This is a genomic window from Ruegeria sp. YKSF131, from assembly GCF_059612645.1.
Genome location: NZ_JBXWQZ010000052.1, coordinates 1 through 25,900, shown reverse-complemented (window position 1 = coordinate 25,900; position 25,900 = coordinate 1). Strand labels below are relative to the sequence as shown.

The following is a 25,900-nucleotide window of genomic DNA, read 5'->3' as shown; positions in this document are numbered from 1 at the left end:
CGTTAGGCGCGGCGACGGCGACGCGTGCGGCGTTCGGGGCCTGCGTCGTCCTCGGTTCCGTCCGAAGCCGACGAAAACGGCCCCAGTGCCTCGGTGATCTGATCCAGTGTCGGGCGCTCGCCGCGCGAAGTGGTATCCAGCGCTTCGCGCATTTTGCGCAGATGATCGGGCATGGTCCCGCAGCACCCGCCGATGATTGTTGCGCCCGAATCCCGTGCCATGGCAGCATACCGACCCATCAGTTCGGGTGTCCCGTCATAATGGATATGGCCATCCACGTATTTCGGAATGCCCGCATTGCCCTTTGAGATCAGCGGACGCTCGGTGCCTTGCGCTGCAAAACCCAGAACCGTGCGCAGGATATCCGACGCACCGGTGCCACAATTGGCCCCAAAAGCGATCGGTGGGTTTGGCAAGGTTTCAACCAAAAGCGCAAGATCGGCCGAGGTGACACCCATCATCGTGCGCCCGGCCGTGTCAAAGCTCATCGTGCCGCACCAGGGCATGTCGGCCAGCGCAAAGGCCTCGGCTGCCGCGCGGAATTCCTCTGGCGCGCTGATGGTTTCCACCCAAAGAACGTCAACTCCGCCCGCTTTCAAAGCCTCGGCCTGTTCATGGAACATTTCAACCGCGTCGGAATGCGATAGGCTGCCGACCGGTTCCATAATCTCGCCGGTGGGTCCAACCGATCCGGCCACGACAATAGGGCGCCCGGCTTTGTCCGCGATTTCACGTCCAAGTTCTGCGCCGATACGGTTCAGCTCGCCCACGCGGTTCTGCGCATCATGCAGTTTCAGACGCGCCGCAGTGCCTCCAAACGTGTTGGTCAGAAACAGGTCGCTGCCCGCGTCGACGGAACCCTGGTAAAGCGCCCTGATCTTGTCCGGAGCATCCACATTCCACAGCTCAGGCGCGTCACCTGATTGCAGACCCATGTTAAATAAATTGGTCCCCGTTGCACCGTCCGCAAGGATGGCGTCTTTGGTGTCCAGAAGTTTGCTCAGCGCGTTTGTCATAGGGTTATTCCAGAAAAAGCGTATAAACGCTGCAAAAAAACAGAGACGCCCCGTGTCTCATGACCAGGGCGTCAAATCAATTTCATAAAACTCATGAAGATCATGAATTTTGCATTTCAGGCAATCAGTGCTCGCCTTCCACCATCACCTGTTCTTTGGCTTCAACCAGAAGCTCGGCCATTTTCGAACGGATCGTGGCTTCATCCGCAAGATCACCCAAGTAGGTTTTGACCGCCTCGACAACATCGTCTTCGCCGACATGCTGTAGGTCGGTATGAACCAGTTCCTGGCCGTATTTCCGTGCCTGTTCAACAGTTTCGCCCTTCAGCGCAGACGCCCAGACAGCCATAAAGCGGTTGCGGCGCATCCGAGCGATGAACTGCATCTTTTCGTCATGGGCGAATTTGCTTTCAAACGCGGCTTCACGTTCGTCGAATGTGGTCATTGGTTGGGGACCCCTTGGATTACCGTTTCTCACTGATGATATGACAATAGGACACTCTGGGTGCAAGGTATTTGCGCTGCGTCAAAGGCCCTCGGGGCAGCGAACTTGCGGGAACGCAGGGCTTGCACTATGAGGACGCCAACGTGAAGGGACTCATTCCCTTTCGCCAGTCTGGAAAGGTCGCTTATGGCGCGTCGCAAGAAAATCTACGAAGGCAAGGCCAAAATTCTGTATGAAGGCCCCGAACCGGGCACCATCGTACAGTATTTCAAGGATGACGCCACCGCGTTCAATGCCGAGAAGAAAGACGTGATTGACGGCAAAGGCGTGCTGAACAACCGTTTGTCCGAGTTCTTCATGACCGGGCTGACCCAGATTGGTATTCCGAACCACTTCATCCGGCGCCTGAATATGCGCGAACAGCTGGTGCGCAACTGCGAGATCATTCCACTGGAAGTGATCGTGCGCAATTACGCGGCCGGTTCGATGTCGAAACGTCTTGGCATCGAAGAAGGGACGCAATTGCCACGTCCGATCGTTGAATATTGCTTCAAGGATGATGCTTTGGGCGATCCTCTTGTCACCGAGGAACATATTGCCGCGTTTGGCTGGGCCAGCCAGCAGGACATGGACGACATCCTCAGCCTCGCGCTGCGCGTGAACGATTTCCTGAGCGGCGTGATGCTGGCGGTGGGTATTCGTCTGGTTGACTTCAAGATCGAAATCGGGCGCGTGTTTGAAGGCGACTATCAGCGGCTGGTCGTTGCGGATGAAATCAGCCCGGACAGCTGCCGCCTGTGGGATATCAAGACCGGTCAGAAACTGGACAAGGATGTGTTCCGCCGCGATCTGGGCAGCCTGACAGATGCCTATTCCGAGGTCGCCCGAAGACTGGGTGTGCTGCCTGCCAGCAACGTCACCAAGCCGACGCTGATCAACTAAATACCACGCCTTAGCAGCGCCGCCCCCTCAGGGCGGCGTTTTGTCTTTGCCAAGGTGTTGGTAGAGCAGGGTGTTTGCGTGTGGCCGGGCCGTTTGATCAGATGACCATTCCGAAGCTTCCAGCTGCCGTGCCGGCAAAACTGCTCGGGTCCAACTGACGGCGCAGGATCGTCACCTACCTGCGGCAAACTGCGTTTGAAACAGGGTTGTCGAAACCCATCAGGCGCGCTATCCCCCGCGCAACGAAATGGGCCTTGTATGCGGCCCTCAGGTGGAGTTGCCAAAATGAAAGCACGGGTTCATGTGATGCTCAAGAACGGGGTGCTGGACCCGCAGGGCGAAGCAGTACGGCACGCATTGGGTGCAATGGGCTTTGATCAGGTCGAAGGCGTACGTCAGGGCAAAGTCATCGATCTTGAGCTTGCCGATGGCGCAACCGAGGCAGACGTGACCGAGATGTGCGAAAAGCTTTTGGCCAACACCGTCATCGAACGCTACGAGATCGAACTGGTCTGATTGATGCGGGCCGCGCGTCTGATCACCTATCGTCAACCGCTTGAGGTGTCGACGATCCCCGATCCGGTTCCCGCCGAAGACGGTGTTGTGGTGCGAGTGCTGGCCTGCGGTGTGTGCCGGTCCGACTGGCACGCGTGGTCGGGCTCAGACCCGGACGTTGTCCTGCCCATGACACCCGGTCACGAGTTTTGCGGCGAGGTGGTCTCGGTCGGTGCGCGCGTTAAACGGTGGCGTGTTGGGGACCGGGTGATTGCGCCCTTTATCCTTGCCTGTGGGCATTGCCCGGACTGCGCAAAGGGTCATCAGACAATCTGTCCGAACCAGGTCGTGCCCGGCTTTACCTGTGACGGGGCTTTTGCTGAATATGTTGCCGTGGCTCATGCCGATGCCAACCTGACATCTTTGCCCGACAGTATCGCGCCTGAAATCGCCGCCGCATTGGGGTGCCGCGTAACCACAGCATGGCAGGCGCTTGTTGGCCGGGCGCAGGTGCAGGGTGGCGAGTGGATCGCTGTATTTGGCGGCGGCGGTGTCGGAATATCAACGCTTCTTCTTGGCAAGGCGCTCGGCACGCGTGTAATCGTTGTCGATATCACCGAGGACAAGCTGGCCTATGCCAAAACTCTGGGCGCCGACGCGGTGGTCAATGCCGCGACATGTGATGCCCCACAGGCGGTGAAAGACATCACCGGTGGCGGCGCCGATGTTGCGATCGAGGCGCTTGGCGTCGAAGCCACGACCGTTTCCGCCATGCGATCCCTGCGCAAAATGGGGCGCATGGTGCAAATCGGAATGCCCACGGGGGACCATGCACAGATGTCGTTGCCGATGGATGTGCTCTATTCTGGTCAGCTCTCCGTATTTGGCACCCGTGGGATGCCAAGCTGGCGCTATCCGTCGCTGTTGTCGCTGATCGCGGGTCAAGGGGTCGACCTGAGCCCGCTGGTGACCCGGAAAATAACCCTAAACCAGGTAAGCGCCGAGCTTGCCGCTTTTGACCATCCAACGCCTCCGGGTGTTGCGGTTGTCACAGATTTTGTCTCGTAGGAGGGCCCGCCATGCGTGCAGCCGTAATCGTTTTCCCCGGATCCAACTGTGACCGAGATCTTGCCGTCGCCTTTGAGCAGGCCGGTTTTCAGGTCGATATGGTCTGGCACAAAGACGCGGCTTTGCCCGAAGGTATTGATATCGTGGGCGTGCCGGGCGGGTTCTCTTATGGAGATTACCTGCGTTGCGGCGCAATCGCGGCCCAATCGCCGATTTGCAAGGCCGTCGTCGAACACACGCAGCGCGGCGGTTATGCCGTAGGCATTTGCAACGGTTTTCAGGTTCTGACCGAAACCGGCATTTTGCCGGGCGCATTGCTGCGCAATGCTGGGCTGAAATACATCTGCAAGACCGTTGGCCTAAGGGTTGAGACCAGCGACTGCGCGTTTACCAGCGGCTACAACGCAGGCGATGTGATCGGTATTCCGATTGCGCACCACGATGGCAACTATTTTGCGGATGACGCGACGCTGGCCGCGCTGAAAGATCAGGACCGGATCGCTTTTACCTATGCCGAAAACCCGAACGGCTCGATCGGGGATATCGCCGGAATCCTGTCGGAAAACCGCCGCGTTCTTGGAATGATGCCGCACCCCGAACGCGCAGCCGATCAGGGTCATGGCGGCACAGACGGGGTGGCGTTGTTCCGCGCATTGTCAGGTGTGTTTGAAGCGGCGTGACTTGAGGTCTCGCCCGCCGGGGCGTAACCTTTTGCCATGAACACAGAAGTTCGATCTGGCTGGTCAAATATGTTGAAACCGTTTCGTGGTGCGCCGCTGGGCTGGCGGTTGCGGCTGGCGGTTCTTGTTCTGCTGGTCGCGACAATTGCAACGGTCTGGGTGACGAACCGGCTGTTGACTGACAGGTTCACCGAATCCACGCGCAACCGGGCAGAGCTGCGACTGACGCTGTATTCGGGCAACTTGCTGAGTGAATTGCGCCGCAACTCGATTGTTCCGCAATTGCTGGCCCGCGACCCGACGTTGATTTCGGCATTGCAGTCAGGCGATTACACCCTGTCTACCCAACGCCTTATTTCATTCGTGGAAGAGATCGGCGCGGCCTCACTGGTTTTGCTGGACAGCGACGGGCGCACAGTTGCCGCGACCGACCGAAACAGGTTGGGCGAAGGACATCGGAACACGCCATATTTTGTGGATGCGATCCGCTCGAACGCGACGATCTTCTCTGTTATTCCCAAGGACGCAGGCGGGTACAGCTTTGTGTATTCGCGCCGGTTGGAGAACGGGGCCGAGTTCCTGGGCGTAATCGTCGTCGAGGTTGACCTGCAAAAGTTCGAACGCGCTTGGGCAGGTATCTCGGACGCGGTGATGGTTACCGACAGCACCGGCAACATCATTTTGTCCACGGAACCCCGCTGGCGCGGGCTGGATGAGAACACGGCGATGCTGCGCCAACCGCCACAAGGGGCGATCCAGCGCGCGATCCGGGCAACAACCGATTGGACCGCGCTGCCGCCTGATGCCTATCTTCAGGGCGAAGCGGTGATGCGGATCGAGACGCGCATTCCTTTCCGCGGCTGGCAGATGACCTCGTTCACGACCTATGCCTCGATCCGGGAAAAGGTGAACAGCGTTCTGGCGCTGGAAATCATGGGGTTTGCGATTCTTCTGGCGCTTGCGTTCTATGCGTTGAGCCGCCGTGCCACGTTGCGCATGACCCTGTTCCAGCGCGAGTCGGCAGAGCTTCGCGCATTGAATGCACGGCTACAGCGGGAAATCGCTGAACGTGAACGGGTTGAAAAGACGCTGGATTTGGCGGAACAGACGCTTGCGCAAAGCTCGAAACTGGCCGCCCTGGGCGAGATGTCGGCAGCGGTCAGTCACGAGTTGAACCAGCCTCTGGCGGCAATGAAAACCTATCTGGCCGGGGCCCGTCTGCTGCTGCGCCGCAACCGCCCGGAAGAGGCCCTTGCCAGCTTTGGCCGCATCGATGGTCTGATCGAACGGATGGGGGCAATTACCCGGCAGCTCAAGTCTTATGCGCGCAAGGGTGCGGATGCGTTTTCACCAGTAAATCTTGGTGAAGCGCTGGCCTCGTCCCTGTCGATGATGGAGCCGCAATTGCGTCAGCGACACGTGAAGATCACACAGATCGTACCAGAGGAACCCGTGATCGTGATGGGGGACCGAATGCGCATCGAACAGGTCATGGTCAACCTCTTGCGAAACGCGCTGGACGCCACCAAATCAGTGGCGGAGCCGGATGTGGAAATCATCCTGGCAGCTGGTGACACGGCTGTGCTGACCGTACGCGACAACGGGCACGGAATCGAGGATATCGAAAACCTGTTCGAGCCGTTCTACACAACCAAACAGCCCGGAGACGGTGTTGGTCTGGGGCTTGCCATCTCGTCGGGGATCGTGAACGACCATGGGGGACGGCTGACTGCACGCAACGGCCAATATGGCGGTGCGGTGTTTGAAATGCAGTTGCCTGCACTGGGAAGCGACGGCCTTGAAGCCGCGGAATAACGAGGAATGACTATGGCACAAGCCATGAAAATTGCCATTGTTGACGATGAACAGGACATGCGCCAATCGATCAGCCAGTGGCTCGCTTTGTCCGGCTATGACACGGAAACCTTCGCCAGCGCGGAAGATGCGCTCAAGGTGTTGGGTCCGGATTATCCGGGGATAGTGATTTCGGACATCAAGATGCCCGGAATGGACGGCATTCAGCTTCTCAAAAAGCTGATGGGCGCTGACAGCACCTTGCCCGTGATCATGATCACCGGTCACGGCGATGTTCCGATGGCTGTTGAGGCGATGCGTGTCGGTGCATTCGATTTCCTTGAAAAACCCTTCAACCCCGACCGCATGTCTGAACTGGCCAAACGGGCCAGCAATGCGCGGCGTCTGACATTGGACAACCGCGCGCTGCGCCGGGAATTGTCCGGCGGCACCCTGATCATGAACAAACTGATCGGTGCCAGCCCGGTTATGGAACGCCTGCGCGAGGATATCCTCGATCTAGGTCAGGCGGATGGCCATGTGCTGATCGACGGAGAGACAGGGACCGGAAAGACGCTTGTCGCACACGCCCTGCACGCGGTTGGAAGCCGTGCCGGCAAGAAATTCGTGCTGGTGTCCTGCGCGGCGCACGAGGAAGACGCGTTGGCCAAACGTCTGTTTGGGCCGATGATGCCTGAAGACGCCCAATTGCCCGCCATCGAAGAGGCGCGGGGCGGAACGCTGGTTTTGGAAGATGTCGAAGCGCTCAGCGATTCCCTGCAAGCCAAGCTGCTCAGCGTGATGAACGAGCAGGGCACGCCGGCCGAGACACGCATCGTAGCGATCTCGAACCTGCAAGAGGCCGGAAAAACCTCCGAAGATGTCTTGCGGCCTGATCTGTTCTATCGATTGGCCGCCTTGCGCATCACCATGCCGCCCCTGCGCCAGAGGGGCGAGGACATCCTGACCCTGTTTACCCGTCTGAGCGAGCAGTTCGCCGAAGAATACGGTTGTGATGCGCCTCAGGTAAGCGCTCAGGAAGCCGCGCAGCTGTTGCAGGCGCCCTGGCCGGGGAACGTGCGCCAGTTGATCAACATTGCCGAACGCGCGGTACTGCAATCGCGCCGTGGGTCCGGAACGATCGCCTCGCTGTTGATGTCGGATCACGAGGAAATGCAGCCGGTCATGACCACCGAAGGCAAGCCGCTGAAGGAATATGTCGAAGCCTTTGAACGGATGCTGATCGACAACACGATGCGGCGGCACAAAGGATCTATCGCGTCTGTGATGGATGAACTGTGCCTGCCGCGCCGAACGCTGAATGAAAAGATGGCCAAATACGGCCTCCAGCGGTCGGACTATCTGTAAACTTTGTGACGGGGGCTCTGCCCCCGTCGCCTTTGGCGACTCCCCCGGGATATTTTTGGCCAGATGAAGGCGATCCCGCATGCCACGGTTGGGGGCGGTGCAGTTTGCCCATTGTCTTTTCCACAGGACTGCTTTTATTGTGTCCGGACGGGCCGGGCCAGTTTTGTGTCCATAAGCCCCGAATCATTGAGTTTCGCTGCTTTGCTGAAGGTGATGACGTATTATTCGCCGCAAAGCAGACCGATTGTGCCCCTTTCGGGGCAATGTAGTACCTGAGCCCGGAACGTCTGGGCGAAAGGAATAAATGGGCAGGCTGCGGCTAACGCGCCTGTCGGAGAAGAACCGCGATGACGCGCGCGCAACGATTGAGTGACCGGGCAGGGGGCCACAGCGCCAGACCCTGCCGCGCGCCGTCCGATATCGCCCTGACAAGACACCTCCCCAAATGTGCCTGTCCACCTGGACGGGTCAGGACAACGCGTTTGGCGCGGTGCACCAAGGACTCATGGCTAAGAAAATGCTTATCGATGCCACCCACGCGGAGGAAACCCGCGTCGTGGTGGTCGACGGAAACAAGGTCGAGGAGTTCGATTTTGAATCCGAAAACAAGCGCCAGCTTGCTGGCAACATCTATCTTGCAAAAGTAACACGGGTTGAGCCGTCGCTCCAGGCGGCCTTTGTGGATTATGGCGGGAACCGGCACGGCTTCCTGGCGTTTTCGGAAATTCACCCGGACTATTACCAGATCCCCATCGCCGACCGCGAGGCGCTGATGGAGGAAGATCGCGCCTATGCCGAGGCCATGAAGGCGCGGGATGAGGCCGACGAGGGCAAGCCGAAAAAGCGGCGTTCGCGCGCCCGATCAAAGGCCGCGGATCTTAAATCGGACGATCTGGTCGAAACGATGGAAGTTTCGACCGAGCCGACCGGTATGGAAACCATCGACCTTGACGATGCCGACATGGAGGTGCCCGAGGGGACATCGCCTATGGAAATCGTCGGTGAAACACCTGTTGAGGAGCCTGCGGACAACGAAGCGCCGGAAGCTGTGTCAGATGACACTGCTGAGGAAACGGCTTCGGAAGACGAGGCTCAGGCTGAAACGGTTGTGTCTTCACAAGACGATGCAGCAGGGGATTCTGATGACTCGGCGGATGCTTCAATCGCTGACGATGGCGATGAAGCGTCTGAATTGTCTGAGGATGACCCGGACGCAGATGATGGCGATGCGGATGAGGAACACGCTGACGCAGCCGCGAAAGATGACACGATTGAAACCGTAGCCGAGGAAGACGACAGCGAGGACATCCGCCCTCAGCGCAAGCCACGCCCACGCCGGTATAAGATTCAGGAAGTGATCAAAGTGCGCCAGGTGCTGCTGGTGCAGGTCGTCAAGGAAGAACGCGGCAACAAAGGGGCAGCCCTGACGACCTATCTGTCGCTGGCAGGTCGCTATTGTGTTTTGATGCCGAACACCGCGCGTGGCGGTGGGATCAGCCGCAAGATCACCAACGCGGTTGACCGCAAAAAGCTGAAAGAAATCGCGGCGGATATTGATGTGCCGACAGGGGCGGGTTTGATTATCCGGACTGCAGGCGCCAAGCGCACAAAATCGGAAATCAAGCGCGACTATGAATACCTGCAACGCCTGTGGGAGCAGATCCGGGCATTGACCCTGGAATCCATTGCACCTGCGAAGATCTATGAAGAAGGCGATCTGATCAAACGGTCGATCCGGGACCTTTATAACCGCGATATCGACGAGGTTCTGGTCGAGGGCGAGGGCGGATACCGCATCGCCAAGGACTTCATGAAGATGATCATGCCGTCCCATGCCAAGAATGTGAAACGGTACGAGGACGCGCTGCCGCTGTTTGCGCGCTATCAGGTGGAAAGCTATCTGGCGGGGATGTTCAACCCGACCGTTCAGCTGAAATCTGGCGGGTATATCGTGATCGGCGTGACCGAAGCGCTGGTGGCAATCGACGTGAACTCGGGCCGGGCCACGAAAGAAGGCTCGATCGAGGAAACGGCGCTGAAAACCAATCTGGAAGCCGCGGAAGAAGTGGCGCGTCAGTTGCGTCTGCGTGACCTTGCCGGTCTGATTGTCATCGATTTCATCGACATGGACGAGCGCAAGAACAATGCGTCGGTTGAAAAGCGTCTTAAGGACAAGCTGAAAACCGACCGTGCCCGCATTCAGGTCGGCCGGATTTCGGGTTTTGGCCTGCTCGAGATGAGCCGTCAGAGGCTGCGCCCGGGTATGATCGAAGCGACCACGCAGCCATGCCCGGCATGCCATGGCACCGGCCTGATCCGTTCGGACGACAACATGGCGCTGTCGATCCTGCGTCAGATCGAAGAAGAAGGCACGCGCCGCCGCTCGCGCGAGGTTCTGGTGCGCTGCCCGGTCAGTATCGCGAACTTCCTGATGAACCAGAAGCGCGAGCATATTGCCCAGATCGAATCGCGCTATGGCCTGTCTGTACGGATCGAAGGCGATGTGCATCTGGTCAGCCCGGATTTCTCGATGGAGAAATTCAAGACCGCCAGCCGCATTGTTCCCGAAGCGACAGCTCCTGTCGTGTCGGTCGATGCCTCGCTGATGGATCTGGTGGATTCTTCGGAAGAGGAGGAAGCCGAAGAGGATATCGCGTCGATTGAAGATGATACCAAACCCAAGCGCAAGCGCCGCCGTCGTCGTCGCAAGAAAGGCGCGGGCAACGGTGACGCGGCGGAACAGGGCGCGGATGACGGCGAAGGGTCAGAGCAGGAGGATGCCGTAGGCGAATCCGCTGAAACGGAAACCGCTGTCGAGACAACCGAAGCCGAAGCAACGGAAGAGGAAAAACCCGCCAAGCCCAAGCGTAAGCGCGCTCCGCGTCGTCGTAAGAAAGATGCGGTAGCAGAAGAGGGTGCGGAACAGTCGGAAGCACCGGACACCGATGCCGGGGCCGATGCACCGGCGGTTGAAGAGGCGGCCTCAGACGCAGAAGCCGAACCTGCCGAGGCGGCTGTCGCCGAGCAAAGCGAAGCCGCTGAGGCTGTTGACGCTGCGCCGGAAGCAACAGAGTTTGCCGAGCAGACTGAGGAAGTCGCACAAGCTGAAGCGATCGTTGCGGTGGAAGAACCTGAAGTTCAATCTGCCGATGAGCCGATCGAAGACGCACCCGTGGAAGAAACACCCATGGCAGCAGAACCTGAACCGGTGCTTGAAACTGTGGCAGATGAACCTGAGCCAGAATCCGACAGGCCCAAACGGCGCGGATGGTGGTCGCTGGGCAACTGATGAAAGGGCGGGCAGATTTGCCCGCCTTTTTTATATCACAAAGTCAGTCGGTTTTTCGGATCAGATAGACCTGATGTTCGCCATCCAAATCCTGAGACAGCAATGTGTGGCCAGCTTCGGCGCAAAAATGCGGGACATCGATGATGGCTGCCGGGTCATCAGCCAGTACACGCAACACAGAACCTTGCGGCATGGATTTCAGCCGTTTGCGGGCCTTGAGGACGGGCAGGGGGCAAAGAAGGCCCAGCGCATCCAGCGTATCTGTAATCTCTGACATGATTTTCGGGATAGGGCGAAGTTGTAATATTGTCCAGATTCCAAGCACGAGGATGTGACTCATTGGCCCCGTGACGGACCGCCATTCATCACTTATGTGCTTAGACATGTTCGGAATAGAAATCATAGACGCGGGGCTGCTGCCCGCCATGTTTGTTGCCCTGCTGGGTGGCCTGATTAGCTTTCTGTCGCCTTGTGTGCTGCCCATCGTGCCGCCCTATCTGGCATATATGAGCGGCGTCACGATCAACGAAATGCAGGATGAGGCCCGCGCCCGGCGCAAGGCAACCATGTCAGCGCTGTTCTTTGTGCTGGGCCTGTCGACGGTTTTTCTGCTGTTGGGATTTACCGCATCTGCCTTTGGAGTGTTCGTGCTGCAAAATCAGGTTCTTTTTGCCAAACTGTCCGGTGCCGTTGTCATTGTCTTTGGTCTGCATTTCCTGAATGTCTTCCGCATCCCCTTTCTGGACCGCGAAGCGCGGATCGAAACCGGCGATTCCGGTGGCTCGGTCTTTGGTGCTTATATTCTTGGGTTGGCCTTTGCTTTCGGCTGGACGCCCTGTATCGGCCCCCAGCTGGGCGCGATCCTGTCCCTTGCGGCAACCGAGGCCTCGGTGGCGCGCGGCACGCTGTTGCTGGGTGTTTATGCAGCCGGATTGGGTATTCCGTTTCTGCTGGCAGCCATGTTTCTCAACCGCTCTATGACCGTGATGAACCGGATCAAGCCCTATATGGGCGTGATCGAAAAGGTCATGGGAGGGCTGCTGCTGTTCGTGGGCATCATGCTGATCACAGGCCTGTTCACCCGCTTCAGCTGGTGGTTGCTTGAAACCTTCCCGGCGCTTGCGAATTTCGGCTGAGCGTCTGCCCCCCTTACCTTGACCTAAAGCCTGCGTTAACCTGCGCGGCAGAAGGTAAAGGCATGAGCAGTCAGAGAAATCAGTCACAGGTTCGCAAACGCCGGGTGTTCTACATCCCCGGTTATGACCCGATGCCGCCGCGACGATATCGCGAGCTTTACCGAACCGAGTCGCAGGCGCAGGCCCGGATCTCGGGATATGAGATCGCCATGGCCCCCAAGTCCGCAAAAGGTCTGTTCGGCTGGTCCGTGACATCATTGCAGGACGGTGCGTCTGTTGAGACAGAAATCGAAGTTCTGGTCTGGTCAGACATCGTGCGCGACAGCATGTCCGCGTCGATCCCTGCAACCTACGCGCAGTTGGCCCACACGGCGTGGATATACATTTCGACCGGCGCTTTGTGGCGCCTGATGCGGTTGCGCAAGGGCCCGGTGATTGCGGCGCTCTATCCGGTGGCGATGTTGGTGTCTCAGCTGCTGGTTGCGTTTGCAGTCGTGTGGGCATGTGTGGCGATGGCTGGCTGGTGGGGTCTGTTTCCGGGTATCGCCGTTGCGGTTGCGCTGATGCTGTGGTTCCGCAAGATCGACAACCGGCTGTTTGCCTATTACCTGATGCATGATTACGCCTATTCAGCGCAGCTGAAGGGGGAAACTCCGCTTAAACTGAAGGACAGACTGGCCGTATTCCGCAAGGCGATTGAAGCCGCTCTGATATCCGGTGTGGATGAGGTACTGGTCGTGGGCCACAGTTCGGGCGCGCATATGGGGGTGTCTGTTCTGGCCGACCTGATCCGCGACAGGGCTGTGCCGAAACAGGGGGCAGAGTTGTCGTTCCTAAGCCTGGGGCAGGTGATGCCTATGGTATCCTTTCTGCCAAATGCGCATGGCCTTCGGTCCGACCTTCAATTCCTGTCCTCCAGTTCAGACATCACGTGGGTCGATGTCTCGGCCCCCGGGGATGGCTGTGCATTTGCGCTGTGTGATCCGGTGGCCGTTACAGGGGTGGCCGGACCAGAGAAACGCTGGCCGCTTGTCCTGTCGGCGGCCTTTACCCAAACCCTGTTACCTGAACGTTGGAAAGCCTTGCGCTGGCGGTTTTTCCGGCTGCATTTTCAGTACCTTTGCGCCTTCGATAAGCCGGGTCTGTACGACTATTTTCGGATAACGGCAGGCCCTTTGACGCTAAAGCAGCGGTTCCTTGGGCGCACACCTTCGCGCAGCCGGATTGAGACGCCAGTGTCCAAATACACGTCGGTGCGCCCATGACCCCGCCCAAGCCCCAGCCACGCGCAGACAAGGTTTCCCTACTGCGCTATCTGAAACTGTTTCGTCAGGATCTGCTGTCTGCGCAGCCAGCGCGCCTTTATCGCGCGTGGATGGCCGAATTCAGGACACCCTTCTTTCGATCTTTCCTGATCAATCAACCGGACCTGATTGACACCGTCCTCAGGAAACGCCCCGAAGATTTCCCTAAATCGGGCCGGATCAGCGAAGGCCTGCGCCCCTTGCTTGGAAATTCGGTGTTTCTAACCAATGGAGAGACGTGGAAACGTCAGCGGCGCATCATTGACCCGGCATTTGAGGGCGGGCGGTTGAAAGACACGTTTCCCGCCATGCTGGCCGCGGCAGACGCATGTGTTGAGCGGTTGCGGCCCCATGTCGGCAAACAGATCGAAGTCGAAGAACAAACAAGCCACGCCGCAGCGGATGTGATTTTTCGCACCTTGTTTTCGGTGCCAATTGACCACGCCATAGCCAGCAAGGTGTTTGAAAAGTTCCGCAACTACCAGCGCGAACAACCTCTGCTGAACCTTGCAGCCTTCGTTCCGCTGCCCAAATGGATGCCTCGGTTTCACTCCCGGACGACACGGAAAAACGCCGAAGACATTCGTAACCTGATCACTGACCTGACCCATGAGCGGGCTGAGGCGATCAAGGCCGGAACCGCCCCCGATGATCTGGCAACCAAGATCATGACGACCGCTGATCCTGAAACCGGCCAGTTTTTCGGGCCCGAGGAGATGGTTGATCAGGTTGCGATCTTCTTTCTGGCAGGCCATGAGACCAGCGCATCGGCTCTGGCGTGGACATTGTATCTGCTGGCAATTTATCCCGAATGGCAGGAAAGGATTGCTGACGAATCTGCCGCTCTGGACGATCCGACATTTGCCTCGGTTTCCAAACTCAAGATCAGCCGCGACGTGTTTCGCGAGGCACTGCGCCTTTACCCACCAGTTCCCATGATGGTGCGAGAGGCCACGTGCCCACACCGTTTTCGAAACAGGGACGTTCCCAAAAGGTCACAAATCGTAATCAGCCCTTGGCACCTGCACCGTCACGAACGATTATGGGACAACCCCGACAGCTTTGACCCGACTCGCTGGAACAGTGAAAACGGCAAGACATGCCAGCGCGAAGCATATATCCCTTTTTCCGCAGGTCCCCGCGTTTGTACCGGGGCCGGGTTTGCCATGGTCGAAGGGCCGCTGATCCTGTCGATGCTGGTGCGAAATTTCAAATTCGAAACAATCAGCGGCAAAACGCCGATTCCGGTGGCCCACCTGACCGTTCGATCCAGGGATGGCATATGGTTGCGGCTGATTGAGCGCTAACAAACTACCATCGGTCCTGACTGTGATGTATGCGGGGGGAGACATCGGAATCATCATTGAACGGGAAAACACTATGGCCAAAGCAGAACAGCGCGCGCAGATGATCAACGGCGCAGGCTTTATCGCGGCATTGGATCAAAGCGGCGGCTCGACCCCGAAAGCTTTGGCGTTGTACGGCGTTGACGCGTCGACCTACAGTTCGGACGCTGAGATGTTCGGTGAAATACAAAAGATGCGCGCGCGGATCATTCTGGCAAATGACTTCACCAAGGACAAAGTCATCGGTGCGATCCTGTTCGAACGCACCCTCGGGGAAGAGATCGAGGGCCGCAAGGTCGCAGATTACCTTTGGTCGGTCAAAGGCATCGTGCCTTTTCTGAAAATCGACAAGGGCCTCGAGGATCAGGCCAACGGCGTTCAGCTGATGAAGCCGATCCCCGGTCTGGCCGACACGCTGGCAAAGGCAGAAGGCGTATTCGGCACCAAGGAACGTTCGGTCATCCACGAGGCTAATGCCGAAGGCATCGCGGCCGTGGTCGCCCAGCAATTCGACGTAGCCCGTGAAGTGACTGAAGCCGGGATGGTTCCAATCGTCGAGCCGGAGGTCAACATTCATTCAGAAACCAAGGCCGAGGCCGAGGAGATTCTGAAAGCTGAAATCCTGAAGAACCTCGACCTGCTGGTCGAAGGGCAGGAGGTCATGCTGAAGCTGACGATCCCGACACAGGCAAACCTGTATGACGAACTGGCCGACCATCCGCGCGTTCTGCGCGTTGTCGCGCTGTCAGGCGGGTATTCGACCGAAGAGGCCTGTAACCTGCTGAGTCAAAACGGCAAAATGATCGCGTCTTTCTCTCGCGCACTGACCGAAGGTCTCTCGAAACAGCAATCGGACGCCGAATTCAACGCCGCTTTGGGCGGCAATATCGACAAGATTTTCAAAGCCTCTGTCTGATCCTCAGACGGGTTTCGTGAAAAAGCGGCGCAACTGTGCCGCTTTTTTTCTGCTGATACAGCCCTCGGCATGGTCATTGACCAGTCCCATGGCCTGCATGAACGCAAACACCGTCGTGGGGCCAACAAATTTCCAGCCCCGTTTCTTGAGGTCCTTCGACATCGCCACCGACTCGGGCGATGTGGATGCCGATTGCGGGGGCGGCGGGGTTTCCGCCTCATACCGCCAGACATAAGCTGCCAGCGATCCTTCCGACGCCACCAGTTCCTGCGCGCGGCGGGCGTTATTGATCACCGCCTCGATCTTGCCTCGGTGGCGAATGATCCCATCATTTTGCAGCAGACGTTCAACATCAACTTCAGAGAATTCGGCCATCTTGTTGAAATCAAAACCGTAAAACGCTTCTCGGAAATTCTCGCGCTTGTTCAGGATCGTGCGCCAGCTAAGACCCGACTGAAAACTTTCCAGGCACAGTTTCTCGAATAACCGCTGATCATCCGAGACCGGAAAGCCCCATTCGTTGTCATGATAGTCAAAGAATTCCGGCGCGGCCTGGCACCAGGAACACCGAGGTTGACCGTCTGGCCCCAATACTGTGTTGCTCATGAATGTACCCCTTTTGTTCCTCGGGGACGTTACACCCAACGACCAAGATCTGACAAGTGTTAAACCTTGTCTCGGTACCAGTTCAGAATAAACACGCGAATAGCCGAGGCCAATCCGGTTTCCGGGTCGCGGTCAACATCAATTTGCGCGGCCAGTGCATTGATTGGCTGATCTTTTTCTTTCGCAATGTCGCGAAATGCGCGCCAGAATTCATCTTCAAGCGAGACAGATGTCCGGTGGCCCTTGAGGGTCAATGAACGTTTTACCGGGCGACCGCTCATTCATCCAGCTCGTGATTGTCGAGTTCACGCTTCTGCTTGTCCTGCTGAAGCCTGACGATTGCTTTCTCGGACTTGGTGCGCCCAAAGGCGACGGCATTCTCATCTGCGCGGGCCTTCTTCTCGGCCCGCGCCTTTTCTTTTCGATACCGGTTCAGGTTGACCGGCTTGCCCATTAGTCTTTCGGGCCGATCATCTGTTCGGGGCGTACAACGGCATCAAAGGTTGCCTCGTCCACAAACCCCAGCGCAATGGCTTCTTCCTTGAGGGTTGTGCCGTTCTTATGCGCGGTCTTGGCGACCGTGGTGGCATTGTCATAGCCGATGGTCGGGGCCAGCGCCGTCACCAGCATCAGCGATTCCTTCATCAGCTTGTCGATGCGCGGCTCATTGGCCTTGATGCCCAGCAACATCCGCTCGGTAAAGCTGTCGGCGGCGTCGCCCAGCAGCTGGATCGATTGCAACAGGTTGTAGGACATCATCGGGTTATAGACGTTCAGCTCGAAATGGCCCTGACTGCCTGCAAAATTCATCGCGGCGTTGTTGCCCATTACATGCGCAGCAACCTGTGTCAGCGCCTCGGCCTGGGTCGGGTTCACCTTGCCGGGCATGATGGACGAGCCGGGCTCGTTCTCGGGCAGGATCAGTTCGCCAAGCCCCGAACGCGGGCCAGAGCCCAGGAAACGGATGTCGTTGGCGATCTTATAGCAGCTGCCCGCGATGGTCGCCAAAGCCCCGGACATAAAGACCATGGCGTCATGAGCAGCCAGCGCTTCGAACTTGTTTGGCGCGGTCACAAAGGGCAAGCCGGTGATCTGCGCCATATGGCCCGCCACAGCTTCGCTCCAACCGTTTTGGGTGTTCAGGCCGGTGCCTACGGCGGTGCCGCCCTGCGCCAGCTCATAGATGCCGGGAAGCGCTGCGTGAACGCGTGCAATCCCCTGACGGATCTGGTGGGCATAACCGCTGAATTCCTGCCCCAGTGTCAGAGGCGTTGCATCCTGTGTATGGGTCCGGCCAATCTTGATGATGTCCTTGAACTCATCAGCCTTCTGCTCAAGACCAGAGGCCAGCTTTTCAAGCCCGGGCAGAAGGACGTCACGAACACTCATCGCCGTGGCAATGTGCATCGCAGTTGGAAAGGTGTCATTCGACGACTGACCCATGTTGCAGTGATCGTTCGGATGCACGGGGTCTTTTGAACCGATGACACCGCCCAGAATTTCGATGGCGCGGTTCGCGATGACCTCGTTCGAGTTCATGTTCGACTGGGTGCCGGAACCCGTCTGCCAGACGACCAGCGGAAAGTTGTCGTCAAACTGGCCGTCGATCACCTCACCCGCAGCCTGAATGATGGCATCGGCAATTCTGGCATCCAGCTTGCCGGTTGCCTTGTTCTCCATCGCGCAGGCTTGCTTGATCACGCCCAGCGCACGCACAATGGCAATGGGTTGTTTTTCCCAACCGATCGGAAAGTTCATGATCGAACGCTGCGTTTGCGCCCCCCAATACTTGTCGGCAGGAACCTCGAGCGGGCCAAAGCTGTCGGATTCGGTGCGGGTCTGAGACATCTGTCACTCCGTCTGGTATGCTGTTGTATGCCGTTTAGCCGCAGCTAAGCCGTGACGCAATCGGCCAGTTGCGCGCACCTTAAACCCAAGGGCGTCAAAGGTATAGGCGCGGGGTGCGTCACTTTTATTGTTATCGTCGGGGAATGTGCCATTGTGCGCGGCCCCCTCTCAGCTACAATAGGTTAGTAGCCGCCTTGGAGGACAAGATGTCGAATTTCCATCGCATTACGCTTGAAAAAGCGATCGTGTTATTTGCTGTCTGTGCTTTGTGGCTGTCCGTTTTGGGCGCATCTGCGCGCGCCGCGGACATTACCCCGTTCCTGGGGGATTATGTGGGCTCGGCAAATGTCGTGGATGCGGACGGAACCTCAACTCCAAGGGATATGAGCGTTTCAATTTTCGAGACCAAAAACGGGTTCAACGTCAGCTGGCAAACCACCACCTACAAGCTAGACGGGCGGGTAAAAGAACAGCAGTTCTCGATTGACTTCGTGCCCTCGGACCGCCCGGATGTGTTCTCGGCCGCGATGAAACGCAATGTGTTCGGTCATGAGGTTCCGCTGGACCCGATGAAAGGTGAACCCTTCGTATGGGGACGTATCGTTGGCGACACACTGACCGTGTTTTCGTTGTTCATCGACGTGGACGGCGGATATGAATTGCAGCAGTTCGACCGAACACTAGCCGAAGACGGGCTGAACCTGTCATTTTCACGCTTCATAGACGGCCAGAAATCCCGATCAGTCGAAACATTTCTGATGAAACGCTGAACCCCGCGCCGGGCGGGGCTCAAAGGCTTATTTGCGGAAGCTGTCCAGCGACACGACATCGGCGTCGTGATGTGCCTCTTCTTCCTCTTCGACCTCGATCAAGTCATCTGCAACATAATCGTCATCATCTTCGTCGTCCGGGCTTTCGAACCGCAGTCCAAATTCCACCGATGGATCGACAAAGGTCTTGATCGCGCCATAAGGAATATAGAGCGGTTCCGGCGCGTCCCCGAAATTGAGAGTAATGGCGAACCCGTTCTCTCCGACTTCGAGGTTTTCAAACCAGTGCTGCATGACGATTGTCATTTCTTCCGGATACCGGTCGCGCAGCCAATCCGCGATGTCCACGCCATCTTCGCGTGTGTCGAAGGTAATGAAAAAGTGATGCGCTCCGGGCAGACCGGATTTCGATACATCCGTCAGCACAGTCTTGATAAGCCCGCGCATGGCGGTGTGCATCAGGTTGCCATAGTCGATGCCTTGCGACATGTGTCATCCTCAAAAGTGGTTAAGCTCAGCATAGGGGTTTTGTTCGGAAACGAAAGGGCAGGTATGATCGGATTGATCAGATATTATGCGCAGCCAGCCCTGCCATTGACATCAGAACCAGCACCGTACCGATCCCCAATTTTAGTCTAAATATCAATATTCCAGCAATAAAGGTTAACGCAAGCGCCGGGATATCGAGCGAGGACAGTCGGGGCAGGGGTATTGCCGCTGGACCCAAATTCATATCTGGCACCGATTCGAAAAGAACATTCAGGGCAAACCACACGGAAAGGTTGAGAATCACTCCGACAACAGCGGCGGTGATGCCGTGAAGGGCGGCAGACAGGCGCGGACGCGTGGCCAGACGGTCAAGATAGGGGGCCGTCAGGAAAATCCACAAAAAGCAGGGCACGAACGTTGCCCATAGTGCGACAGCGCCCGCAGCAAGCGCCAGTGAGAATCCACCGTTGATCTGCCCCGCCAGCATGGCGACGAACTGCGTAACCAGTATCAATGGTCCGGGGGTGGTTTCCGCCAGCCCCAATCCGTCGATCATCTGGTCTGCACTGATCCAGTGGTACCGATCCACAACGGTTTGCGACATATAGGCCAGAACGGCATAGGCACCACCAAAGGTCACAACGGCCAGACGGGCAAAGAACCACCCCAAATCGCTGAGCAATTGATGCCCGCTGAGTGTCAACGCAACAAGCGGCCCCAGCCAAAGCGGCAACCAGATCGCTATCGTCCGGGCCGAGCGGGCAAGGTGCGGCGTGTCCTGAGCCGTGGCTGCCTCAGCGGGTCCTTGATGACGCAAATACCCCCACAGGGCCGCGATCAGAATGATCAGCGGGAAGGGCAGGTTGAACAGAAAGATCGACAGAAACGACAGGCCCGCGATGACACGATGTTCCATATCCGTCAGCGCCTTACCTGACAGCTTGCGCAGGGCTTGCAGGACGATCACGATGACGGTCGCCTTGATGCCGGTAAATGCGGATTGCACCAGTGGAACGTCGCCAAATGCTGAATAAAGCGCGACTAGAACAGCAATGACAAACGCCCCTGGCAAAACGAACAGGCTGCCCGCAATCAGCCCGCCCACGACACCGCGCAAGCGCCAGCCAGCATAGGTTGCCAATTGCATTGCCTCTGGACCGGGCAGCAACATGCACAAGGAAAGCGCGCGCAGATAGGTCTGTTCATCCAGCCAGGGCCTGCGCTCGACCAGTTCTTGATGCATCAGCGAGATCTGGGCGGCGGGGCCGCCAAATGACAACAGGCCGATCCGTCCGAATACCTTGAAAAGGTCCAGTGCCGAAGGTCTCATGCGCCATGACCCGATGGCCAGTCATGCTTTTCATCAAACCCGTCGCGTGCCCAGCGGAACAGAGCATCATAAAGGTGCAATCCGGCTTCAAGTTGAGCATGTTCATCGCGATACTGGCGGGACAAACCTACCGAGAACGCCAGCAACCCAGCGGCTTCCGGGGCCAGATCATGCTGGTCGGTATCCGCAGCGCGAATGATCCGGGCCATACGCTCAAGCGCCTCAGTTCGCAGGTCAAATGCCCGGATCATCGTGTCAAATGTGCAGCCGCTGTCCTGATGCGTCCAAAATGTACTCGGAACGTCAAAGGGGGTGGCATCAAAATGATCAACGACTCCCTGAACTTCTTCCGACGCGACGAAAAGGAACCGTGCCTTGCGGTCAACAAACCGGCGGATCAGCCAGGGGCAGGCGATGCGGTCAATTTTGGGTCTTTGGCGCGTAACCCACAATGTGCTGCCATTAACGCGCGCCGGTAATACCGACTGGGGGATCAACGGCGCCTCACGCTGTTCGTGCCACCCTTCAAACCCACCTTCCAGATGTTCGGCGTTTTTGCCCGCCCCTCGTAGCCAGGACGCTACCCCCTGACTGAGCTTTTTGCCCTTGTGGCAGATTATTACACAAGGGTCGTTACCAATCAGACGACTCATCGCGTCGATTTCCGTGTGCGGACAGCGAATTGATCCCGGAATCAGCCGCGGATCCTTACTGAAATCCGCATCAGTGCGTATATCGATCAGAACAGGCGCCTGAGGCGTTCCGATTAACCGGCTCAATTGGGTCGGTGTAATGGCGTTAAGAGCAGCCATAGCATGTCTCCTTTAGTCATTCGGATCCATGCGAAGCTTGGGCTGACGCCTCACGGGGTGTTCGCAAGCTGACCCCCTGAGTCAGTGCTACCGCGCAAGAACATAGGGGGTCAAGATTGCGGTTTGAACCGTCAGGACCAGTCGAGCCGCTGACCGGTCATGCACACGGGAAGGGTATCGGCGGGAAACTGACCCATCTCTTCAAAAAACGAGATGAAATCGAAATGATTATACGCTTCGACCATCTTATTGTCTTTGAACCGGGCCATGACCTGACCGGTCACCTCCAAAGGGGCACCGTTATCGGCCCGGCACGTCTGCACATGCAGGATTGCGGATACCCAATCGCCATTCTCGATGATCTTGGGCAAATCCACCTTGATATCCCCTAAGACATGACGAAACGCCGTGACGAGGTCCCGAAAATCGTCCGCACCCACCTGCATTTCGGGGATCAGCCCCTCGGCCATGGTTTCGGGTGCAAAGAACTGATCGATCGCCTCGGTGTTTCCGTTTTCCCAAACCTCAGAATACCAGGATCTGAGTATCTCTGAATTCGTCATCCCAACGCTCCTGTCCAACTGCGAACACGATGGCAAAAAGGAATGAACAAACTCTGAATCTGCGCAAAGGCGGCATAAATATCAGACATATTGGGGGGAAGTGCAGGTTTCTGTTGCCAGGTACCTGCGAACCCCGCCTTACGCGGCTAGGCGCAAGGACTTAAGTTTCGGTCTTGTTACTGCTTACGCAGCAACTGCAACCGGAGCACGATTGTCGTTTGCAATTGTACTGTTTTCGCCGGTAACGGTGGCAGACAGCCGAGACAAAGCTTACCCCTTTAGACGTTCGTCGATCCTGTTTCGGCCCCATGATCCTCAAACGAAGGATTTTGGTGGAGCCGCCGGGTACCGCCCCCGGGTCCGATCCGCTTATTACGAGCGCGTTTATGTCCATAGTCCCGAAGGACATCTCATATATAGGTGAGGTGAGCGGCGGATGCAAACCCGGATTGCACATCTTTGTTGTATTTAATTACAGAGCGTTACGCGACCCTATTGAAGTTTCCAGCGATCAACCATATCACCAGCACCCGTTCGATTCCACCGAAAGTAGCTGCCTTCAAGAAAGGCGGGTTATCCAGCGCCAATGGCAGGAACTGGTCTAGCGCGGCACCGGCATTGATTACGCCCAAGGACAGTGTGTTCCGGCTCAAAGGAAAGCGATCAAACCGCCGACCACAGCCCCAAAAGACCAACCAAAACAAGGCTCAGCGCCCAGATGAGTTCAAGGTTGAACCAGCTGCGGGACAGGAAACGCAGCCCCAGCCAACGATAAACGGCGAAGGCCAGAAACCCTCCGCCCAGAACCATGGCGGCGGTATGCAAGGCCGCAACTCCCAGAACCAGCAGACCGTTTGTTGTCATGATTTTGGAAATCGCCTGATGACCGGCATCCAGTTCATCCAGCTGGCACAGGCCCAGATAGATCGGAACCAGCATAAGGGCGGCCCCGTGCGCAAGAGCCACGAGAAACGACCACAGAGCCAGTTTGCTGGGTGGTATACGCGACAGAAAACGGGGATGGCGGCGGGTGATTGCAATGTAAAGCCCCATCGCGATGACAATCAACGCAGCCCAGATGCGGATTTCCTTTTGATAATCGACCAGAACGGCCATCAGCGCAAAGGGCAGAAGGACACCCAGCATGGCAACGAAATGCCCACCGGCCAAGGCCGCCAGTGCGCGCCACAGGGCGGATTGGCGCTGCTCCATCAGGGCAGAGGAAACCGCCAGCGGCCAGCCCATCCCGGGGTTCAGCCCGTGATACGCGCCGCTCAGAACAACGGCCAGCCAAAGGCCAGCCGTTGATGTCATCAGGGTTTCCAATTCAGACCGAGGGGTAACAGAAACTGTCGGTTGAACAATCTCCGCCCTCCAGCCGGATTTGGTGGCTGCGATATCCTTTGGGGAAATCGACCCAGAATTTCGGGTCCAAAACCAGCCCGCCATTCTCGCCCACATCCGCCTTGACCATGGCCGCGCCGCCTTCTTCGGGATAGAACTGATCGTCCCACGTGGAATAAAGCGAATTGGTCCAATAGACGCGTTTACCATCGCGGCTGATCTCGACCATTTGCGGCCCATAGCCAAAAGTCTGACCGTTCGGATGTTTGGTCTTTTTGACAATCCCTCCGATTTCGACCTTCCCGGCAAGGGTCGGGTTCACCGGATCGGACACATCATATTGATGCATCTCGCCGGTGCCCCAGCAGGCGACATATAGGTATTTGTCATCCAGACTCAGGTCGATATCGGTGACCAGTGGTGGTACGGCGGCAAACCCCTTGAGAAGATCAGGAAGATCATCTGGATCAGCGGGTTGCGGGTCGATGGTGATCGTTTTCTTGGCTTCGAACGTGCCGTCGTCATTGCGCCACCACGTAAAGATTGCGCCTTGAAGGTTGGTGGTATCAACGACAACGCCGCAGAACCCGTGTTGTTTGACCGGGTCATGCGCGGGCCGGATTTCCAACGCCATCTGGTGGTTTTCGCCCAGATCGATGGTCTGAATATTGGTCCGGTTGCGCAGGTTCCAGAAATGGATGCGATGACCGTATTTGTTCGAAAGCAGATCCTCTGCCACCAGCCCGTTTTCAAATTGTGGGGGAAGGCCCCATTCGGAACTGACCATGTAATCGCGCGGCAGATTCCACCAGAAATCATAATGCTTGTCCTGCACGCCGCGCTCGATCTCATAGCGCCCGATGATCTCGAAGCTTTCACAATCCATGATGAAAATACCCGGAGGACCATCCGTGCCGTCCTCGCCGCCGCCGCCCAGCGTGCTGACATAGATGCCTTCCGGCCCGCAATGGATCGTGTGCGGTCGTGAATACCCGGTTTTATCAAAGACTTCCTCGGGTTCGATGATCTTGTGAATCTTCGCCTCAAGCGGGTTCTTTACATCGATGATGTATATCCGGCTAGAACGGATACCGGGGATGATCAGATAGCGACGTTCCAGAAACGCATGACCGCTGAGCGGTGACAGCGATGAGGAACAGGCATTCCAGCCGAAATGGTGAAACTCGTCGCCTTTTTCGGGCATGATCACCTGATGCACGATCTTCCCGAAATCGGCCGAGGTTGGATCGACATTCACAACTGCCAGCCCGTCAGGTTGCGAAAAATCGGGGCTGAGCATCAGCGTGAAAGCAAGCGTTTCAGCAGGGCCTTCCATTGCCAGCTTGGCTGACGGATAAAAGGTTGGGTCCGGTCTTTTGTTCATAACGTCCTCCCGTAAGTCATTGTCATTCAATTCATATTGAGAGTTCCGGTCTTGACGCCGGATGACATTCTGCCTGCTCGTACCTTTGCCTTTGAAAGTTTGTTTCCGTTTAAGCCCTCAGGCCGGTTTCCGTTTGCGTTCGGCCACATCGTGGGCCAGTTGCTGTGTGTAATGTTCCAGATCGACCAGCGCGGCGTCGACGGTATCTGCGTCTCTGGCCTCAAGCGCGTCTGCAATTCTGGTGTGCAATGCGATGATTTCTTCGCGCGAACGTGCCGTGAAGGTAATCATGTTCATCAAAGGCTGCATCGCCTCGACCGCGCCAGCCAGTTGATAGGACAGGACCGGGTTGTCGGCCCCGTCCACCAGGGCCCTGTGGAACGTGACGTCTGAGGCACAAAATGCCTCATCCGTCAGGCCGGGCTGGGACTGGCGAAAAATTTCCGCCCGCATCGTGGCAAGCTGATCCGCCGTTCGTCTTTGGGCAGACAGGGGGGCACAGGCGCGCTCCAGCGCATAGCGGGCCTCGCAGGCCGTATCAAAGCTGACCGCGTTCATCGACAGCAGCAGGGTCGAGGTTGTGATCTGCTGCGAATAGGCATCTTCGAAACTCAGGCGGTTCACGAACGCACCTCCGGTAGCGCCACGCTGCGTGCGGATCAGGGACTGCGCCGCCAGTCGTTTCAAAGCCTCACGCACCGTTGGGCGCGAGACCTGAAATTGCTCGGAAAGTTCCGCTTCCGAGGGCAGGCGCGCATCCACGATCAACTCGCCTGAAACAATCGCGTCCCGGATGGCTTGCGCAATCTGGGCAGACAGGTCGGCGGTTTTCCGAGGTGCGGTTTTCATGTTCAGAAGACCCTGAGCAAATTTTTATTTGTCTGACATTTAAAAGTCTGACATTTGAAAAGCAAGAGAGTTGAGTCGGGAGGCCGAAGTGAGTCGTACTTGGCTG

The 25,900-nt window shown here is 57.4% G+C and carries 26 protein-coding genes and 1 other RNA gene; 12 read left to right on the top strand and 15 right to left on the bottom strand.

Annotation, left to right across the window (positions count from 1 at the left end; translation table 11 throughout):
* Nucleotides 1–2 precede the first annotated feature (2 nt).
* Together bmt and AC2FLZ_RS16655 are read right to left on the bottom strand one after the other, a co-directional pair.
* Nucleotides 3–1,016 (bottom strand): betaine--homocysteine S-methyltransferase, encoded by a 1,014-nt coding sequence (gene bmt, locus AC2FLZ_RS16660; RefSeq protein WP_480472607.1) that lies wholly within the window; start codon nt 1,014–1,016, stop codon nt 3–5.
* Between the two features lie 124 nt (nt 1,017–1,140).
* Nucleotides 1,141–1,461, bottom strand: coding sequence for a DUF1476 domain-containing protein (locus AC2FLZ_RS16655; RefSeq protein WP_496714490.1), 321 nt, complete (start codon nt 1,459–1,461; stop codon nt 1,141–1,143).
* A gap of 186 nt (nt 1,462–1,647) precedes the next feature.
* Between AC2FLZ_RS16655 and purC the strand changes: the two genes are divergently transcribed.
* The 7 genes from purC (at nt 1,648) to AC2FLZ_RS16620 (ending at nt 11,097) form a co-directional block, all read left to right on the top strand.
* Nucleotides 1,648–2,403, top strand: coding sequence for a phosphoribosylaminoimidazolesuccinocarboxamide synthase (purC, locus tag AC2FLZ_RS16650; RefSeq protein ID WP_496882441.1), 756 nt, complete (start codon nt 1,648–1,650; stop codon nt 2,401–2,403).
* Nucleotides 2,404–2,688: 285 nt separating this feature from the next.
* Nucleotides 2,689–2,919, top strand: a complete 231-nt coding sequence (purS, locus tag AC2FLZ_RS16645) for a phosphoribosylformylglycinamidine synthase subunit PurS (protein WP_117872765.1) — start codon at nt 2,689–2,691, stop codon at nt 2,917–2,919.
* A 3-nt stretch (nt 2,920–2,922) separates the two neighbouring features.
* On the top strand, nt 2,923–3,966 hold the full coding sequence (locus AC2FLZ_RS16640) for a zinc-dependent alcohol dehydrogenase family protein (protein WP_480516929.1): 1,044 nt from the start codon (nt 2,923–2,925) through the stop codon (nt 3,964–3,966).
* 11 nt (nt 3,967–3,977) lie between these two features.
* Nucleotides 3,978–4,646 carry a phosphoribosylformylglycinamidine synthase subunit PurQ gene (purQ, locus tag AC2FLZ_RS16635; protein ID WP_480493251.1) on the top strand — a complete coding sequence of 223 codons (669 nt, stop codon included), beginning with the start codon at nt 3,978–3,980 and terminating at the stop codon, nt 4,644–4,646.
* A 69-nt stretch (nt 4,647–4,715) separates the two neighbouring features.
* The gene (locus tag AC2FLZ_RS16630; protein ID WP_480481076.1) at nt 4,716–6,461 is read left to right on the top strand and encodes a sensor histidine kinase; all 1,746 of its coding nucleotides are present in this window, start codon (nt 4,716–4,718) and stop codon (nt 6,459–6,461) included.
* 12 nt (nt 6,462–6,473) lie between these two features.
* Nucleotides 6,474–7,808 (top strand): sigma-54-dependent transcriptional regulator, encoded by a 1,335-nt coding sequence (locus AC2FLZ_RS16625; RefSeq protein ID WP_496882446.1) that lies wholly within the window; start codon nt 6,474–6,476, stop codon nt 7,806–7,808.
* A gap of 505 nt (nt 7,809–8,313) precedes the next feature.
* Nucleotides 8,314–11,097 (top strand): Rne/Rng family ribonuclease, encoded by a 2,784-nt coding sequence (locus AC2FLZ_RS16620; RefSeq protein WP_496882440.1) that lies wholly within the window; start codon nt 8,314–8,316, stop codon nt 11,095–11,097.
* A 43-nt stretch (nt 11,098–11,140) separates the two neighbouring features.
* On the opposite strand, the gene AC2FLZ_RS16615 is transcribed toward AC2FLZ_RS16620, so the two are convergent.
* A complete protein-coding gene (locus AC2FLZ_RS16615; protein WP_480472617.1) occupies nt 11,141–11,374 on the bottom strand; it encodes a sulfurtransferase TusA family protein in 234 nt (77 codons plus the stop codon).
* Nucleotides 11,375–11,480: 106 nt separating this feature from the next.
* On the opposite strand from AC2FLZ_RS16615, the gene AC2FLZ_RS16610 reads away from it, so the two are divergent.
* The 4 genes from AC2FLZ_RS16610 to AC2FLZ_RS16595 all read left to right on the top strand — a co-directional run bounded on the left by AC2FLZ_RS16610 (nt 11,481) and on the right by AC2FLZ_RS16595 (nt 15,799).
* Entirely contained in the window at nt 11,481–12,233 is a 753-nt protein-coding gene (locus AC2FLZ_RS16610) for a cytochrome c biogenesis CcdA family protein (protein WP_480493245.1), read from the top strand.
* A 62-nt stretch (nt 12,234–12,295) separates the two neighbouring features.
* On the top strand, nt 12,296–13,498 hold the full coding sequence (locus AC2FLZ_RS16605; protein ID WP_480516935.1) for a hypothetical protein: 1,203 nt from the start codon (nt 12,296–12,298) through the stop codon (nt 13,496–13,498).
* Nucleotides 13,495–14,844 (top strand): cytochrome P450, encoded by a 1,350-nt coding sequence (locus tag AC2FLZ_RS16600; RefSeq protein WP_496882439.1) that lies wholly within the window; start codon nt 13,495–13,497, stop codon nt 14,842–14,844. Before AC2FLZ_RS16605 ends, AC2FLZ_RS16600 begins: the two co-directional genes overlap by 4 nt.
* A gap of 73 nt (nt 14,845–14,917) precedes the next feature.
* On the top strand, nt 14,918–15,799 hold the full coding sequence (locus AC2FLZ_RS16595; RefSeq protein ID WP_496882438.1) for a fructose bisphosphate aldolase: 882 nt from the start codon (nt 14,918–14,920) through the stop codon (nt 15,797–15,799).
* A 3-nt stretch (nt 15,800–15,802) separates the two neighbouring features.
* Here AC2FLZ_RS16595 and AC2FLZ_RS16590 read toward each other — a convergent pair whose 3' ends face one another.
* Genes AC2FLZ_RS16590 through fumC form a run of 4 tightly spaced genes read right to left on the bottom strand, consistent with a single transcriptional unit; the run spans nt 15,803 to nt 18,253 of the window.
* Nucleotides 15,803–16,405, bottom strand: a complete 603-nt coding sequence (locus tag AC2FLZ_RS16590) for a DNA-3-methyladenine glycosylase I (RefSeq protein WP_496882437.1) — start codon at nt 16,403–16,405, stop codon at nt 15,803–15,805.
* 59 nt (nt 16,406–16,464) lie between these two features.
* The gene (locus tag AC2FLZ_RS16585; RefSeq protein ID WP_209504003.1) at nt 16,465–16,686 is read right to left on the bottom strand and encodes a ribbon-helix-helix domain-containing protein; all 222 of its coding nucleotides are present in this window, start codon (nt 16,684–16,686) and stop codon (nt 16,465–16,467) included.
* A complete protein-coding gene (locus tag AC2FLZ_RS16580; protein WP_480472629.1) occupies nt 16,683–16,859 on the bottom strand; it encodes a DUF4169 family protein in 177 nt (58 codons plus the stop codon). Before AC2FLZ_RS16580 ends, AC2FLZ_RS16585 begins: the two co-directional genes overlap by 4 nt.
* On the bottom strand, nt 16,859–18,253 hold the full coding sequence (fumC, locus tag AC2FLZ_RS16575) for a class II fumarate hydratase (protein WP_480472631.1): 1,395 nt from the start codon (nt 18,251–18,253) through the stop codon (nt 16,859–16,861). Before fumC ends, AC2FLZ_RS16580 begins: the two co-directional genes overlap by 1 nt.
* Before the next feature lie 206 nt (nt 18,254–18,459).
* On the opposite strand from fumC, the gene AC2FLZ_RS16570 reads away from it, so the two are divergent.
* A complete protein-coding gene (locus tag AC2FLZ_RS16570) occupies nt 18,460–19,023 on the top strand; it encodes a hypothetical protein (RefSeq protein ID WP_480472633.1) in 564 nt (187 codons plus the stop codon).
* Nucleotides 19,024–19,050: 27 nt separating this feature from the next.
* Here the strand turns inward: AC2FLZ_RS16570 and AC2FLZ_RS16565 are convergent, their stop codons facing one another.
* From AC2FLZ_RS16565 to AC2FLZ_RS16530, 8 genes are all read right to left on the bottom strand, one after another.
* Nucleotides 19,051–19,512, bottom strand: a complete 462-nt coding sequence (locus AC2FLZ_RS16565; protein ID WP_480472635.1) for an SspB family protein — start codon at nt 19,510–19,512, stop codon at nt 19,051–19,053.
* A gap of 76 nt (nt 19,513–19,588) precedes the next feature.
* On the bottom strand, nt 19,589–20,842 hold the full coding sequence (chrA, locus tag AC2FLZ_RS16560; protein WP_496882436.1) for a chromate efflux transporter: 1,254 nt from the start codon (nt 20,840–20,842) through the stop codon (nt 19,589–19,591).
* Entirely contained in the window at nt 20,839–21,654 is an 816-nt protein-coding gene (locus AC2FLZ_RS16555) for a chromate resistance protein ChrB domain-containing protein (RefSeq protein ID WP_496882435.1), read from the bottom strand. The genes chrA and AC2FLZ_RS16555 overlap by 4 nt, the downstream gene beginning before the upstream one ends.
* A 131-nt stretch (nt 21,655–21,785) precedes the next feature.
* Nucleotides 21,786–22,217: an ester cyclase gene (locus tag AC2FLZ_RS16550; protein WP_480472641.1), complete on the bottom strand. Its 432-nt coding sequence runs from the start codon at nt 22,215–22,217 to the stop codon at nt 21,786–21,788.
* 99 nt (nt 22,218–22,316) lie between these two features.
* Nucleotides 22,317–22,663, bottom strand: a transfer-messenger RNA (tmRNA) gene (gene ssrA, locus AC2FLZ_RS16545).
* A 217-nt stretch (nt 22,664–22,880) separates the two neighbouring features.
* The gene (locus AC2FLZ_RS16540; RefSeq protein ID WP_480472643.1) at nt 22,881–23,531 is read right to left on the bottom strand and encodes a hypothetical protein; all 651 of its coding nucleotides are present in this window, start codon (nt 23,529–23,531) and stop codon (nt 22,881–22,883) included.
* Nucleotides 23,532–23,544: 13 nt separating this feature from the next.
* A complete protein-coding gene (locus AC2FLZ_RS16535) occupies nt 23,545–24,945 on the bottom strand; it encodes a selenium-binding protein SBP56-related protein (RefSeq protein ID WP_496882434.1) in 1,401 nt (466 codons plus the stop codon).
* A 117-nt stretch (nt 24,946–25,062) separates the two neighbouring features.
* Entirely contained in the window at nt 25,063–25,794 is a 732-nt protein-coding gene (locus tag AC2FLZ_RS16530) for a FadR/GntR family transcriptional regulator (protein WP_480472647.1), read from the bottom strand.
* Nucleotides 25,795–25,900 lie beyond the last annotated feature (106 nt).